The organism is Frigidibacter sp. ROC022, from assembly GCF_024723735.1.
GTDB lineage: Bacteria > Pseudomonadota > Alphaproteobacteria > Rhodobacterales > Rhodobacteraceae > SLM-1.
In genome coordinates this window covers 806,993-821,078 of sequence record NZ_JANQDU010000001.1, presented here as the reverse complement: position 1 = coordinate 821,078, position 14,086 = coordinate 806,993, and the positions used below count along the sequence as shown (strand labels likewise).

Sequence of the window (14,086 nt, the reverse complement as noted above, 5' to 3'; positions counted from 1 at the left end):
CTCAGAAGAAGTCGATCGAGACCTGCAACAGGCGCTCGACCTCGGGCACGTCGGCGGCCATCGAAAACAGCACGATGACATCCCCGACCTCGATCCGCGTGTCGCCGGTCGGCTTGATGACCTCGCCGTCCTTCATCACCGCCCCCACCAGCACCCCGGCGGGGAAATCCGTCTCGCGCACCAGTTGCCCGGCGATCGGGCTGGTCGAAAGCACCTGCGCCTCGATCACCTCGGCTTCGGCATCGCCGATCGAATAGACGCCGCGGACCCGCCCGTGCCGGATATGGCGCAGGATCGAGCTGACGGTTGTGGCGCGCGGGTTGATATGGGCGTCGATGTTCAGCGTCGCCATCAGAGGCACCAGGGTCGGATCGTTGATCAGGGCAATGGCCAGCCGGCAGCCCGCCGCCTTGCCGCGCACCGCCGCAAGGATGTTGGTCTTGTCGTCGTCGCTCACCGCCAGGATCGAATCCGCCCGGTCGATCCCGGCCTCTTCCAGAATTTCCGCCGACAGCCCGTCGCCGGCCAGCACGATGGTCCGCTCCAGCGCATCCGCGGCGCGTTCGGCCTGGGCGCGGTTGCGCTCGATCACCCGGACCCGGACCCGGTCGGCCCGCGCCTCCAGCGCCCGCGCCACCGCCAGCCCGACATTGCCGCCGCCGACGATCACCACCCGCTCCTGCTTCTTCACCTGCTTGCCGAAGATTTCCAGCGTCCGGTTGATGTCGGCCGCGTGGGTGACGACATAGATCTGGTCGTTCGGATAAAGCTGGTCCGCCGCGTCCGGGGCGAACAGCTTGCCGTCGCGCCGGACCCCGACGACGATCGCCCGCAGGGTCGAGAACAGCTCGTTCAACTGCCGCAGCGGTGTGTTCACCACCGGGCAGTCCTCGTCCAGCGCGATCCCCAGCAACTGAGCCTTGCCGCCGAAGAATGTCTCGGATTCGAAGGCCACCGGCGCCGCCAGCCGCCGCAGCGCCGCCTCGGCCACCTCGCGCTCGGGCGAAATCACCACGTCGATCGGCATGTGGTCGCGGCGGAAGATATCGGCGTAGATCGCATCGAGATAACTCTTCGAGCGCAGCCGGGCGATCTTGCGCGGCACCGCGAAGATCGAATGCGCGACCTGACAGGTGACCATGTTCACCTCGTCGGAATAGGTCGCGGCGATGATCATGTCGGCGTCGCGGGCGCCGGCCTTCTCCAGCACATCCGGATAGCTGGCAAAGCCGACAAAGCCCTTCACGTCCAGCGTATCCGTGGCCCGGCGCACCAGTTCGGCATTCTGGTCGATCACCGTCACATCGTTCTTTTCACCCGCCAGATGCCGGGCAATCTGCCATCCGACCTGGCCGGTGCCGCAAATAATGACCTTCATGGCAGCCTTTCCGCCTCGCCCTGTTTTCCGGACGTCCCACCTGATTGGCAGGCCGCGCCGCCAAGGTCAATCGAGACGGCGGCGGACCGCCCCGGCCGGCGGCGCCTCGGGCAGGAGATGCCGGCCCGGCTGCGGCCGGGTTCCTGCCTGCCCGCTCGGCGCTCAGCCCTCGGCGCCGACCGTCTCGTCTTCCTCGACATAGGCCACCCGACCGCCCCCCTTGGCGGCGGTCACCACGCCGAGACTCTTCAGCTTGCGATGCAGGGCGCTGCGCTCCATGCCCACGAAGGTCGCGGTGCGGCTGATATTGCCGCCGAAACGGTTGATCTGGGTCAGCAGATATTCCCGTTCGAACAACTCGCGGGCCTCGCGCAGCGGCAGGGTCGCCAGCCCGCCGGCCAGCACCACCCGGCCCTCGGCCACCGCCGGCGGCATCGTGTCGGGCAGTTCACGCGGCTCGATCGGGCCCGTGCCGTCGCCCAGGATCAGCACCCGTTCGATGACATTCTTCAACTGCCGCACATTGCCCGGCCATTGCATGGTCTGAAGCTGGGCCACCGCCTCTTCGCTGAGTTCGCGCAGCGGCAGCCCCTGGCTGCGGTTGAAGGTCTCGATGAAATGTTTCGCCAGATCGGGAATATCCTCGCGCCGGTCCTCCAGCGACGGCACCGCGATCGGCACCACGTTCAGCCGGTGGAACAGTTCCTGCCGGAACCGACCTTCATCAATTTCGACCTGCAAATCCTTGTTGGTGCTGGAAATCACCCGGACATCCACCTTGACCTTCTCGGAGCCGCCGACCCGGGTGAAGGTCTGCTCGGTCAGCACCCGCAGGATCTTCGACTGGGTGCCCGAAGGCATGTCGGCCACCTCGTCGAAATAGATGACCCCGCCGCTGGCCTGTTCCAGCAGGCCCGGCTCGACCCGGTGATCCGGGGTCTCGCGGCCGAACAGGACCTCTTCCATCCGATCCGCCTCGACCGAGGCCGAGGAAACGCTGACAAAGGGCGCCTCGGCACGGTTCGACTGGGCATGGATATAGCGGGCGGCGATTTCCTTGCCGGCCCCGGCCGGCCCGGTCAGCATCACCCGCCCGTTCGACTTGGTCACCTTGTCCAGCTGCGATTTCAACGACTTGAACGCGGTCGATCCGCCGATCATCTCGGCCGGGGCGGTATCGCGCCGCTTCAGTTCCGAATTCTCGCGCCGCAGCCGCGAGGTTTCCATCGCGCGCCGGATCACCACCAGGAGCTGGTCGATGTTGAAGGGCTTCTCGATGAAGTCATAGGCGCCCTGCTTGATCGCGGCCACGGCGATCTCGATATTGCCATGCCCCGAGATGATCACCACCGGCACCCCGGGGTGGTCGCGCTTGACATGCTTGAGGATGTCGATCCCGTCCATATGGCTGTCCTTCAGCCAGATATCGAGGACCATCAGCGCCGGGGTCTCGGCGTTGATTTCGGCCATGCAGCTGTCGGAATTGGCTGCCAACCGGGTCGTGTAGCCTTCGTCCTTGAGAATGTCCGAGATCAGCTCGCGGATGTCCCGTTCGTCGTCAACAATCAGAATATCGCCCATTTTCCAGTCCCTTGCCTCACGTTCCTGAACTATTCAGCGGCGCGGCCTTCGGCCTGCTCCGCCCCGTCTTCCTGACCCGCGGTCACCGCTTCGACCGGCAGTCGCACTTCGGCTCGGGCGCCGCGTCGCGCCCCGTCCTTGAAGGGCTCGGCGTCGGTCAGGATCAGCGTCCCGCCGTGCTCTTCGATGATTTTCTTGACGATCGGCAGGCCCAGCCCGGTGCCCTTTGCCCGCGTCGTCACATAGGGTTCGAACAGCCGCGACCGGTCCGCCGGCAGGCCGATGCCATTGTCCGAGATCGAGATCAGCACCTCGCTGCCCTGCCGCTCCATCGTCACCCGGATTTCCGGGACGAAGTCAGGATCGACGCCATCTTCCTGAGCACTTTCAATGGCTTCGACGGCGTTCTTCAACAAGTTTGTCAACGCCTGACCGATCATCGTCTCGTCGACCATCGCCGGCACCGGCGTCTCGGGCAGATCCGAGACCAGCCGCAGCCCCTCCAGCGATCCTTCCTGCAGGACCAGCTTGTCGCGCAGCAGTTGCAGCAGGTCATGGGTCCGCAGCTCGGGTTCCGGCATCCGGGCGAATTTCGAGAACTCGTCGACGATCCGGCGCAGGTCGTTCGTCTGCCGCACGATGACATCGGTCATCTGATCCAGTTCGGCGGCCTCGTCCCCCGCCGCGGCGCGGAACTTGCGCTTGATCCGCTCGGCCGACAGCTGGATCGGGGTCAGCGGGTTCTTGATCTCATGCGCGATCCGCCGCGCCACGTCGCCCCAGGCCGCCATTCGCTGCGCCGAGACCAGGTCGGTCACGTCGTCGAAGGCGATCACGAAGCCCTCCGGCTCGCCGGAGGTGGCCCGCCGCGTGGCGATCCGCACCAGCAGGTTCTCCATCTTGCCGTGCCGGGTCAGCTTGATTTCTTCCTGCGCCACCGAGGCGCCCGTCTCGGTCAGCCGGGCCAGCAGCGGCGCGAATTCCGGCGCCAGTTCGGACAGGGTCCGGCCCTCGGGCTCACCGACCACCTCCAGAAGGGTCTCGGCCGAACGGTTGACGAAGGCCACCCGCGCCTCGGCATCCAGCCCGACGACCCCCGAGGTGACCGAGCCGAGCACCGAATCGAACAGCCGCCGCCGCCGCTCGATCTGCGCCGCATTGTCCATCAGGGCGTCGCGCTGGCCCTTCAGCTGCCGGGTCATCTGGTTGAATATCCGGCCCAGCATGGCGATTTCGTCGTCGCCGTCCTCCTCGACCACCCGCACGTCCAGATCGCCGGCCCCGACCCGCTGCGCCGCCCCCGTCAGGCGCCCCACGGGGCGCGACAGCCGCTCGGCGAACCACAGACCCAGCCAGGTCGCGGCCAGGATCAGGATCACGGCAAAGCCCAGATAAAGCAGCGCGAATTCGAAGACGATGCGCCCGCGCTGGCTTTCCAGCTGGTTGTAGAGCGTCACGGTTTCGGTGGTGTCGTCGAGCAGCGAGAGGATCTCGCCATCCACCGCGCGCGAGACATAGACATAGCGGTCGGGATAGGATTTCAGCACCATCAGGGCGCGGAACTCGTTCTGGTCCCAATCCTCGATCACCACCACTTCGCCGGCCGCGGCGCGGGAAATCTGCTCCTGGGTCGGCTTTTCGAAATCGAAGAGATAGGAGCGTTCGCCCCGCGATTTGATTTCCCCATTTCCATCAATGACATAGGCCTCTCGCAACCCGCGCTGCACATTGGCCTGCGCCTGGGTGAGCAACTGCCGCAACTCGCCGTCCGAGACGAAGAAATTCGCCTCGCGGGCGGTGTTGAGATAGTCGGACAGGGACCGGATGTCGGCGATCAGGTCGCTCCGGTGCTCCCCCTCATAGGCCTGCGCCGCCGCCAGCGAGGTGCCCAGCACGGTGCGCACCCGGTCCGAGAACCAGCCCTCCAGCCCGACATTCACCGTCAGCCCGGCAAAGACCGCAACCAGAACGGTGGGGATCAGCGCGATGAGGGCGAAGACGCCGGTCAGCCGCAGGTGCAGCCGCGACCCGGCGGATTTCGCCCGCCGGTCGGCGATCATCTTGGCGACGCGCTGCATCACCAGCGCCGCAATCGCCAGCACATAGACCAGATCGGCCAGCAGGATCAGCCGCAGCGACAGCGCCGAGGCGCCCTGATCCAGGGGACCGAGAATGGCGAAGGTCGCAGCCGTCAGGACCGGTCCCAGAAGGACGAGGCCAAGCGTCGCCGCGTTCTGAACCCGCCGAAGCTTGCGCATCCGGTTCAGACGTTCCCAAGTTCCCGTTCTCGCCGGGCTTGCCACGTTCCGACCACCTGACTCTCCGGCCCGCCCGACCCTTTGCTGGGCCGTTGCAGAACCGCACCGCTCGTGGCTTATGTGCCGACCTGACGCCGATCTGCCACTCTCTGTGTCATTCTTACATCAGCTTGCGGCGTCGTGTCACGCGAATATCGAGGTCGGTGATCTTTTTTCTCAGGGTATTGCGGTTGATGCCCAGCAGATCGGCACATTTTGCCTGGTTGCCGCCGGTCGCATCCAGCGCCAGTTCGATCAGGGGCAACTCCACTTCGCGCAGGATCCGTTGATAGAGACCCGGAGGCGGCAACTGCCCGCCATGCAGGTCGAAATAGCGCCTCAGATGCCGGTGGACCGAGGACGAAAGCTTCTCGCCCTCGCCCTGATTGCGCAGCGGTTCCATCGCCGGCTGGTTGCCCAGCACCGCATCGACCTCGGCGCGCGAGATGTCCTCCTCGCCGCCGGTGACGGTCAGGCGGCGGACGGTGTTTTCAAGCTGCCGCACGTTGCCCGGCCAGGAATAGGCCCGGACCAGATCCATCGCCTCGCCCGAGAACCGCCGCAACGGCAGCCCCTCGCGCTCGGCCCGGGCCAGGAAATGGTCGGCCAGCAGGGCGATGTCATCGACCCGCTCGCGCAGCGACGGCACCGCCAGCGTGACCCCGCCGAGCCGGTAGAATAGATCCTGCCGGAATTCCCCGGCCTCGATCTTGCGCGACAGGTCGGCCTGGCTGGTCGCCATCACCCGCGGCGCGTTGTCGGTGAAACTGTCGAGCATCCGCACGATCCGGGCCTGCGCCTCTTCCGAAAGATCGCCGACCTCGTCGAAGAGGATCGAGCCGTTGCGGGCCCGGCTCAGCACTGCCGCCGGGCCTTCCATGGTCGCCAGATCGGCGGCGCCGACAGTCACGAAGGGCAAGGAACGGCGGTCGGAGAAATCGTGAATTGCGCGTGCGATCAGGGACTTGCCGGTTCCGCTCTCGCCGGTGATCAGCACCGGCAGATCGGCGTTCATCACCCGTGCCACCAGCCGGTAGAGCGCCTGCATGGCCGGGGTCCGCCCGACCAGCGGCAGATCGTCCTGTGGTGACTGGCCCGACTCGCGGCGCGGGGGCGCGGGGCTGGCGCGCCGCTTGATCTCCAGCGCCCGCGCCGCGCGCTTCATCAGGTCGGGCAGGTCGAAGGGTTTCGGCAGATAGTCATAGGCCTCGGCCTCGGCGGCCTGGATCGCGGTCATGATGTTGTTCTGCGCCGAGATCACGATCACCGGCAGGCCGGGACGCAGCTTGCTGATCTGCGGCAGCGCCTCGAGCCCGTTCCCGTCCGGCATCATCACGTCCGAGATGACCAGGTCGCCCTTGCCCTCTTCCACCCAACGCATCAACGTCACGAGGCTCGATGTGGCATGAACCTTGCACCCGGCCCGGGTCAGCGCCTGGGTCAGGACCGTGCGGATTGTCCGGTCGTCGTCGGCAACAAGAACGGTGCCATCCATCAGTCAGTCTCCTTGGCAGATTTCGGCGCCACCGGCAGCGAGATACGGAACACGGTGCGGCCGGGAACCGAGTCGACGGCAATCCAGCCGTCGTGATCGGATATGATCTTTGAAACAAGCGCGAGACCCAGGCCGGTGCCGTTCTCACGCCCCGAGACGAAGGGTTCGAATATGTCGGCGGCGATGTCCGGCGGAATGCCGGGGCCGTCGTCGATGATCTCGACCTGCAGCGGCAGGGGTGAGCCCGAGCCATCCTTGCGGCGCAGGCGCAAGCTCAGGTCATAGAAGGTATGAAGCCGAATTGTTCCATTTTTTCCAGATGCTTGAGCGGCGTTCTTCAACAGGTTCAGGAAGACCTGCAACAGCTGATCGCCATCGACGAAGGTCGGCGGCAGCGAGGGGTCGTAGTCCTCGACGATCTTCATATGGGCGCCGAAGCCGACCAGGGCCGAGCGCCTTGCCCGGTCCAGCAGGTCGTGGACATTCACCGGCTTGCGGATCGGCGGGCGCAGGTTGCCGAACTGCTCGACCTGTTCGAGCAGGGCCACGATCCGGCGGCTTTCCATGACGATCAGATCGGTCAGTTCCTGATCCTCGGGGCCGAGATTCATCGACAGAAGCTGCGCCGCCCCGGTGATCCCGGCCAGCGGGTTCTTGATCTCGTGCGCCAGCATTTCCGCCATGCCGATCGCCGAACGGGTCGAGGACTTCACCGCCTGCGCCCGGCCGAGACGGTCGGCGATATGGCGCGGCTCCATGATCAGCAGGACATGGCCGGGATAGTCGATCAGCGGCGCGATCTGGATGTTGCACTGCACCGGCGGCGCGTTGCCGCCCGAGACATCGACATTGTTGATGAACAGGCCGGAATGGTCGCTGCGGACCCGGCGAAAGGCTTCCTCCAGCGGCGCATCGATGGTCAGCCGGTCGAAGAAGGGTGCCCCCAGCATGCTCTTGGACGAGGCGTTCAGAAAGATCTCGGCCGCCGCGTTGGTATCGAGGATCGCATCGCCGTCATCCAGCAGGAAGGCCGGCACCGGCAGCGAGGCCCAGATCGCTTCGGCGGTGCTCATGCCGCCTGTCTCGCGTCGGGGGCCAGGGCCTCGGGCAGCAGCGCCAAGACCCGTTCGGGCCGGGTCTCGGTCAGGATCGCGCGCCGCAATTCCGGCCCGGTCCCGGCGTGATCCATGAACCATCCCAAATGCTTGCGGACCGTTCTTGAACCAAGCTGCGTGCCGTAGAAGCGCAAGGTCTCTTCGTAGTGGCCGGCGACCAGATCGACCAGTTCCGCCCCGTTCGGCACCTTCGGCGCCCGGCCGTCGGTCAGCGCCGCCCGAAGCTCGGCGGGCAGCCAGGGCCGGCCCTGCGCGCCACGGCCGATCATCACCCCGTCGGCGCCAGAAAGCCGCAGCGCCTTCCGCGCAGAGGCGGCATCGACGATGTCGCCATTCGCCAGCACCGGGATCGACACCGCCTCTTTCACCGTCCGGATCGCGGCCCAGTCGGCCGACCCCTGGTAGAACTGGCAGCGGGTCCGGCCATGCACGACCAGAAGCCGCACCCCGGCGGCCTCGGCCCGCACCGCCAGCTCGGGCGCATTGATCGAACCGTCATCCCAGCCCAGCCGCATCTTCAGCGTCACCGGCACCCGGACGGCGCCGACCACCGCCTCGATCAGGCTCAGCGCATGGTCCGGCGCCCGCATCAGGGCCGAGCCGGAGAGCCCGCCGGTCACCTTCTTGGCCGGGCAGCCCATGTTGATGTCGATCAGCGTGGCGCCGTTGGCCTCGACCATCCGCGCCGCTTCCGCCATCCAATGCGCCTCGCGCCCGGCCAGTTGCACCGCCGAACCCTCGACGGCCAGACCCAGCCGGGCCTTCTCGCGCACACCGGGCTTGGACTGCACCATCTCCTGGCTGGCGACCATTTCCGAGACCACCCGATCGACCCCGAATCGCTGCACCAGCCGGCGGAACGGCAGATCGGTGATCCCGGCCATCGGCGCCAGAAAGACCAGCGGTCGCGCCACGTCGGCGGTGGCAGAGGCATCTGGACCGGGCGCAGGCCGATCGGATCGGGCGAAAGTGGGCGTCATGAAGGCAGCGGGTCATCCGGGTTCTGGTCAGTTCTGCGCTAACGACGCGGGCCGGGCCTTGCAAGCACCGCCCCCGCGGCACTGCATCAATTTTCATCGCGAAATCATAATCGCCCAAAAAATAGGCATACACTCACGGAGTCGTGGCATTGCATGGCCAAACCGCAGCGCCTAGAGAGTGGCCGAGGAGAGGCACCGGATGTCCACCGCGATCATCATCGTCGCCGCAGGCAGCGGCATCCGCATGGGCGGCCCGGTGGCCAAGCAGTGGCAAGTGCTTGGCAGCAAAGGCGTCGTTCACCGTTCGGTCGAGGCATTTCAGGCCGCCCTGCCCGAGGCCCGGATCGTTCTGGTGCTGCGCGCCGAGGACCTGTCCCGCGCCGATGAATTTCCCGGCTGCCAGGTGGTGGCGGGCGGCGCCGAGCGCGCCGGATCGGTGCTGGCCGGGCTGGAAGCGCTCGAAGGCAGCGATTGTGCCCATGTCTTGATCCATGACGCGGCGCGGCCGCTTGTCCCGGCCGAGATGATCCTGCGGGTGTCCGATACGCTGGACCGGCATGTGGCGGTGGCCCCCGGGCTGGCGTTGAGCGATGCGCTGTGGCGGACCCAGGGCGACCGGATCACGGGCACCGCCGACCGGACCGGTCTCTGGCGCGCCCAGACCCCGCAGGGGTTCCGCTACGAGGCGATCCTCGAAGCGCACCGCGCCCACAGGGGCGGCCCGGCCGCCGATGACGTGGCGGTGGCGCTGGCGGCAGGGATCGAGGTGGCGCTGGTCAATGGCGACGAACGGGCGCTGAAACTGACTCATCCCGAGGATATGGAGCGCGCGAGCGCGATGCTGGAGGTGGCGATGGATGTCCGGGTCGGACAGGGCTTTGACGTGCATGCCTTCGGGCCGGGGGACCATGTGACGCTCTGCGGCGTCACGGTGCCGCACGGGCGCGGGCTGGCCGGGCATTCGGATGCCGATGTCGGGCTGCATGCGCTTTGCGACGCGATCTACGGCGCCCTCGGCGCCGGCGATATCGGCCGGCACTTTCCACCCTCCGAGGCCGAATGGAAGGGCGCCGATTCGATGCGCTTCCTCGACCATGCGGCGGGGTTGGTGCGGGAGCGCGGCTACCGGGTCTCGCAGGCCGACGTGACGCTGATCTGCGAGGCTCCGAAGATCGGCCCGCATGCACAGGCGATGCAGGACCGGATCGCGCCGGTTCTGGGGGTCGCGGCGGATCGGATTTCGGTCAAGGCGACGACCTCGGAGCGCCTGGGCTTCACCGGGCGCGAGGAAGGGATCGCGGCGATGGCCGTCGCGACACTGGTGGCGCCATGAGCCGGATGCTGGCGATCTTCTTCGGTGTCGGGCTGCTGCGCCCGGCGCCGGGCACCTGGGGCTCGCTTGCGGCGCTGCCGCTGGCCTGGGCGATCGCGGTGCTGGGCGGCCCCTGGGCGATGGTGGCGGCGGTAGTTCTGGCCTCGGGGCTCGGCTACTGGGCGGCCGGGGCCGAGTTGCGGCTGGGCGACGACCCGGACCCGGGGGAGATCGTGATCGACGAGGTGGCCGGGCAATGGCTGGCCCTGTTGCCGGTCGTGATCGGCGCTGCGCATGTCGGCCGGCCGCCGATGGATCTCTGGCCCGGCTGGGTCGCGGCCTTCCTGCTGTTCCGGCTGTTCGACATCTGGAAGCCCGGCCCGATCGGCTGGGCGGATCGCAAGGGCGGCGCCCTGGGGCTGATGCTCGACGACCTGCTGGCCGGGCTGGCGGCGGCGATCGGCGTGGCGCTGCTGGCGGCGCTGGCGCATGGGGTGCTGATGCGATGAGCGCGGCGGAGCGGCTGTTGTCCCTGGCCCGTGCCAAGGGCGCCCGGATCGCCACGGCGGAAAGCTGCACCGGCGGGCTGATCGGCGGCGCGATCACCGAGGTCGCGGGCTCGTCGGATATCTTCGAGGCCGGGATCGTCACCTATTCCAACGCCGCCAAGGTGGCGCTTCTGGGGGTCCGGAAGCGCAGCCTCGCCGCGCATGGTGCGGTTTCCGAAGAGGTCGCGCGGGAAATGGCGCAGGGCGCGCTGGAACGGACCGGCGCCACCCTGGCCGTCGCCGTGACCGGGATCGCCGGGCCGGGCGGCTCGGAGCACAAGCCCGAGGGCCGGGTCTGCTTCGGCCTGGCCCAGGACCGCGCCTGCCGCAGCGAAACGGTGGAGTTCGGCGCCCTCGGCCGCAGCCGGGTCCGGGCCGCGACGGTCGAACATGCGCTGGCGCTGCTGATCGGCGCGCTTGAGGGCTGAGCGCCGCTCAACGCCAGGCGTCGAAGAAATCCAGCACCTCTTGCGTGGCCGACAGGGCCTGCCGCCGCGCCCAGCGGCCGCCGAACCAGGTATGCCCGCCGCCCACCACCCGCAGCGTCACCACCACCGGCCGCCCGGCGCGGTCGCGGTAGATGTCGCGGATCAGGTTGCCCGACCGCTCCCGCAGCGGCGCCGAGGTCGGCCAGCGGGCGGCAAAGGCGGCGGCCTCTTCGGCGACCGGGGGATAGACCGCCGGGCTGAGCTGTTTCGGCCCTGCCCCGCCGTCGAAGGGAATCCGCGGATCGGCGTCGCCGTGGATATGCAGCACCGGAACCGGGGCCTTTGGCGGATAGCGGGAGAGGTCGAGCGTCCCGGCCACCCAGGCCCCGGCCCGGACGGTTCCGGGCCGCGTCGCCGCAAAGGCCGCCGCCATCATGGCCCCATTCGACATGCCGGTGACAAAGATCGGCCCGGCGCCATCCCGCGCCGCCAGATCGGCGACCACGGCATCGAGAAAGCCCAGGTCATCGATCCCCTGCGCGGCGGCATAGCCGCAGCAATGTCCGGCGTTCCAGGTCAGCAGCCGGGTCCGGCCGCTGCCGGCCGGAAAGGCGACCGCATAGCCCCGCGCCAGCGCCGGCGCCACCAGCCCCGAGCTTCGGGCGAACTGCCGCGGATTGCCGCCGCCGCCATGCAGGGCCAGGATCACCGGCGGATGGGCCACGCCCTTCGGCGCCGCGAACAGATAGCTGCGGCCATCGGCCAGTCTGCGGGTTTCAAGGGCCTGCGCCCGGGCCAGGCCGGGAACCAGCAGGCAGAGAAGGATCAGGGCGCGCAGCATCGGCAAGCCCGCCCCTAGCCCAGGCAGGCCGCCAGCGCGGCGGGCTCGGCGGTACCCTGCGTGACCTCCCAGAGCCGCGCCTCGGCCGCGTCGCCCAGCAGCGCCCGGGCCTTGGCCCGCAGCTTGGCGGCGCGATCCTCGAAGGACAGCGGCGCGGTCAGGTCGTGGTGCAGCTCGCGCGGCCGGACACCGGTCAGCCGGACCCGCGCTTCGGTCTCGGCGAGGTTCGCGTCGCCCGTCACTTGCACCCGGTCGCGCAGGGCGACCAGTTCGGGGTCGTGGCAGGCGGCATCGGTGAAACTGTCCAACGCGCCGGTCGAGCGCCCGGCCAGAGCCATCGCCGCGGTCAGGCGATAGCTGAACTTGGCCTCGAGCCCGGTCGCGGGTTCGGCGATGTTGCAGACCGTCAGCCAGCGCGGGTTGGTGGCTATCTCGACCGCCTCGACCCCGGCGCCATCCTGCCCGGCCAGCGCCTCCAGCATCGCGTGCAGCCCGTGGCAGCAAGCGTGGAACTTGTGACTGATGCCCAGAAAGCGCCAGTCCCGGCCCAGCCCGTCGAGCGCCGACAGGTCGGCGGCGCCGTGATGCGTCGGGCCGAAGCCGGCCTCCAGCGCATCGGGGCGGGCCACGAACCCGGCCGCCGCCAGCAACGCCGCCTCGACCCCGGCCTGGGCGGCGATCCCGGCGTTGTAGGGTTTGCCCATGGTGCCGAATTCGGCCTTGAGGCCCGCGGCCCGGGTCGCCACCAGACCGAGCGCCATTTCCAGCGCCGGAGCATCCAGCCCCAGCAACCGCCCCGCCGCGGCCGTCGCGCCAAAGGCGCCGGCGGTTGCGGTCTGGTGAAAGCCGATCTGGTAATGCCCCCGGCCCAGCCATTGCCCGACCCGGATCGAAAGTTCTTCCCCGATCAGCGCCGCCTCGATCAGCGCCTTGCCGCTGGCGCCCTGACGCTCGGCCACCGCCAGTGCGGCGGGCAGGATGGCGACCGAAGGGTGGCCGATATGGCCGAAATGGGTGTCGTCATAGTCCAGCGCATGGCTGGTGGCGCCATTGACCAGCGCCGCGCCCCGCGCCGGCGCCCTGCCGCCGCCGATCAGCGCCGCCTCGCCGCGCCCCGCCTCGTCCAGCACCATCTGCCGTGTCAGCCGCGCCACCGGCTCGTCCCGCCCGGCGATCCCGCAGGCGGCCCAGTCGTGCAGGGACAGGCGCAGCATCGCCAGCGCCGGGGCGGCGGTGTCGCTGCCAGGATCGGTCCCGGCGACGAAACGGGCCAGCGCCGGGGTCAGGCTGCCGGCCGCGCTCATCGCGGCGCCATCCGGATCGCGCCGTCGAGCCGGATCACCTCGCCGTTCAGCATGTCGTTCTCGACGATATGGCGGACCAGCGCGGCGAATTCAGCCGGTTCGCCCAGCCGGGAAGGGAACGGCACCTGCCCGGCCAGCGAGTCCTGCACCTCCTGCGGCAAGCCCTCGAGCAGGGGCGTGCGGAAGATCCCCGGCGCCACGGCGCAGACCCTTATGCCAAGCGGTGCCAGGTCGCGCGCCATCGGTAGGGTCATCGCCACGATGCCGCCCTTCGACGCCGCATAGCCGACCTGCCCCACCTGACCGTCATAGGCCGCCACCGAGGCGGTCGAGACGATCACCCCCCGCGCGCCGTCGGTGCCGAGATGCGGGGCGGTGGCAATGAGCGCCGCGGCCTGCGAGGCCAGGTTGAAGCTGCCCTGAAGATTGACCGCGACGACCCTGGCGAAAAGCGCCGGATCATGCGCCGCCCCGCGCGAGACGGTCTTGGCCGCCGGGGCGATCCCGGCGCAGTTCACCGCGATCCGCAGCGGCGCCTGACGGGCGGCGACCTCGGCCAGCCCATGCGCCACGCTTTCCGGGTCGGACACATCGACGCGGGCGAAATGCCCGCCCAGCTCCGCCGCCGTCGCGGCCCCGGCCTCGGCGTTCAGATCGAAGATCGTCACCTCCGCCCCGGCCCCGGCCAGCGCCTGCGCCACCGCCCTGCCCAGCCCCGAGGCCGCCCCCGAAACCACCGCCTGCATGTCTTCGATCTTCATGGCTCTCTCCTGCCGAGTTGTCGCGCGGTTTCCGATCCGAAGAACC

The 14,086-nt window shown here is 68.7% G+C and carries 12 protein-coding genes; 3 read left to right on the top strand and 9 right to left on the bottom strand.

All coding sequences use genetic code 11. From position 1 onward, the window contains the following. Position 1: 1 nt before the first annotated feature. The 6 genes from trkA to dusB form a co-directional block, all read right to left on the bottom strand. Complete coding sequence (gene trkA / locus NUW50_RS03965) at positions 2-1,378, bottom strand: Trk system potassium transporter TrkA (RefSeq protein ID WP_258287764.1); 1,377 nt, start codon at positions 1,376-1,378, stop codon at positions 2-4. A 162-nt stretch (positions 1,379-1,540) separates the two neighbouring features. Further along, complete coding sequence (gene ntrX, locus NUW50_RS03960; protein ID WP_258287763.1) at positions 1,541-2,959, bottom strand: nitrogen assimilation response regulator NtrX; 1,419 nt, start codon at positions 2,957-2,959, stop codon at positions 1,541-1,543. A 29-nt stretch (positions 2,960-2,988) separates the two neighbouring features. Beyond that, positions 2,989-5,217, bottom strand: a complete 2,229-nt coding sequence (locus NUW50_RS03955; protein WP_258287762.1) for a sensor histidine kinase NtrY-like — start codon at positions 5,215-5,217, stop codon at positions 2,989-2,991. 160 nt (positions 5,218-5,377) lie between these two features. Continuing rightward, complete coding sequence (locus tag NUW50_RS03950; protein WP_258287761.1) at positions 5,378-6,751, bottom strand: sigma-54 dependent transcriptional regulator; 1,374 nt, start codon at positions 6,749-6,751, stop codon at positions 5,378-5,380. After that, a complete protein-coding gene (locus NUW50_RS03945; RefSeq protein WP_258287760.1) occupies positions 6,751-7,824 on the bottom strand; it encodes a two-component system sensor histidine kinase NtrB in 1,074 nt (357 codons plus the stop codon). Before NUW50_RS03945 ends, NUW50_RS03950 begins: the two co-directional genes overlap by 1 nt. Further along, complete coding sequence (gene dusB, locus NUW50_RS03940; RefSeq protein ID WP_443135088.1) at positions 7,821-8,750, bottom strand: tRNA dihydrouridine synthase DusB; 930 nt, start codon at positions 8,748-8,750, stop codon at positions 7,821-7,823. The genes NUW50_RS03945 and dusB overlap by 4 nt, the downstream gene beginning before the upstream one ends. Before the next feature lie 295 nt (positions 8,751-9,045). Between dusB and NUW50_RS03935 the strand changes: the two genes are divergently transcribed. The 3 genes from NUW50_RS03935 to NUW50_RS03925 are packed head-to-tail and all read left to right on the top strand — an operon-like array spanning position 9,046 to position 11,134. Beyond that, the gene (locus NUW50_RS03935) at positions 9,046-10,179 is read left to right on the top strand and encodes a bifunctional 2-C-methyl-D-erythritol 4-phosphate cytidylyltransferase/2-C-methyl-D-erythritol 2,4-cyclodiphosphate synthase (protein ID WP_258287758.1); all 1,134 of its coding nucleotides are present in this window, start codon (positions 9,046-9,048) and stop codon (positions 10,177-10,179) included. Beyond that, entirely contained in the window at positions 10,176-10,667 is a 492-nt protein-coding gene (locus NUW50_RS03930; RefSeq protein WP_258287757.1) for a phosphatidylglycerophosphatase A family protein, read from the top strand. The genes NUW50_RS03935 and NUW50_RS03930 overlap by 4 nt, the downstream gene beginning before the upstream one ends. Then, positions 10,664-11,134 carry a CinA family protein gene (locus NUW50_RS03925; protein WP_258287756.1) on the top strand — a complete coding sequence of 157 codons (471 nt, stop codon included), beginning with the start codon at positions 10,664-10,666 and terminating at the stop codon, positions 11,132-11,134. The genes NUW50_RS03930 and NUW50_RS03925 overlap by 4 nt, the downstream gene beginning before the upstream one ends. 7 nt (positions 11,135-11,141) lie before the next feature. Here NUW50_RS03925 and NUW50_RS03920 read toward each other — a convergent pair whose 3' ends face one another. From NUW50_RS03920 to NUW50_RS03910, 3 genes are read right to left on the bottom strand one after another with little or no spacing between them, the layout of a single operon-like run. After that, on the bottom strand, positions 11,142-11,975 hold the full coding sequence (locus NUW50_RS03920; RefSeq protein WP_258287755.1) for an alpha/beta hydrolase family esterase: 834 nt from the start codon (positions 11,973-11,975) through the stop codon (positions 11,142-11,144). Positions 11,976-11,989: 14 nt separating this feature from the next. Then, positions 11,990-13,279, bottom strand: coding sequence for an MmgE/PrpD family protein (locus NUW50_RS03915; protein ID WP_258287754.1), 1,290 nt, complete (start codon positions 13,277-13,279; stop codon positions 11,990-11,992). Continuing rightward, complete coding sequence (locus tag NUW50_RS03910; protein ID WP_258287753.1) at positions 13,276-14,040, bottom strand: SDR family NAD(P)-dependent oxidoreductase; 765 nt, start codon at positions 14,038-14,040, stop codon at positions 13,276-13,278. Before NUW50_RS03910 ends, NUW50_RS03915 begins: the two co-directional genes overlap by 4 nt. Positions 14,041-14,086 lie beyond the last annotated feature (46 nt).

What these genes read in the sequence shown, in the direction of transcription:
- trkA (WP_258287764.1), bottom strand. Translation starts at nt 1,378, where the DNA reads ATGAAGGTCATTATTTGCGGCACCGGCCAGGTCGGATGGCAGATTGCC.
- ntrX (WP_258287763.1), bottom strand. Translation starts at nt 2,959, where the DNA reads ATGGGCGATATTCTGATTGTTGACGACGAACGGGACATCCGCGAGCTG.
- NUW50_RS03955 (WP_258287762.1), bottom strand. Translation starts at nt 5,217, where the DNA reads ATGCGCAAGCTTCGGCGGGTTCAGAACGCGGCGACGCTTGGCCTCGTC.
- NUW50_RS03950 (WP_258287761.1), bottom strand. Translation starts at nt 6,751, where the DNA reads ATGGATGGCACCGTTCTTGTTGCCGACGACGACCGGACAATCCGCACG.
- NUW50_RS03945 (WP_258287760.1), bottom strand. Translation starts at nt 7,824, where the DNA reads ATGAGCACCGCCGAAGCGATCTGGGCCTCGCTGCCGGTGCCGGCCTTC.
- dusB (WP_443135088.1), bottom strand. Translation starts at nt 8,750, where the DNA reads ATGGCCGGGATCACCGATCTGCCGTTCCGCCGGCTGGTGCAGCGATTC.
- NUW50_RS03935 (WP_258287758.1), top strand. Translation starts at nt 9,046, where the DNA reads ATGTCCACCGCGATCATCATCGTCGCCGCAGGCAGCGGCATCCGCATG.
- NUW50_RS03930 (WP_258287757.1), top strand. Translation starts at nt 10,176, where the DNA reads ATGAGCCGGATGCTGGCGATCTTCTTCGGTGTCGGGCTGCTGCGCCCG.
- NUW50_RS03925 (WP_258287756.1), top strand. Translation starts at nt 10,664, where the DNA reads ATGAGCGCGGCGGAGCGGCTGTTGTCCCTGGCCCGTGCCAAGGGCGCC.
- NUW50_RS03920 (WP_258287755.1), bottom strand. Translation starts at nt 11,975, where the DNA reads ATGCTGCGCGCCCTGATCCTTCTCTGCCTGCTGGTTCCCGGCCTGGCC.
- NUW50_RS03915 (WP_258287754.1), bottom strand. Translation starts at nt 13,279, where the DNA reads ATGAGCGCGGCCGGCAGCCTGACCCCGGCGCTGGCCCGTTTCGTCGCC.
- NUW50_RS03910 (WP_258287753.1), bottom strand. Translation starts at nt 14,040, where the DNA reads ATGAAGATCGAAGACATGCAGGCGGTGGTTTCGGGGGCGGCCTCGGGG.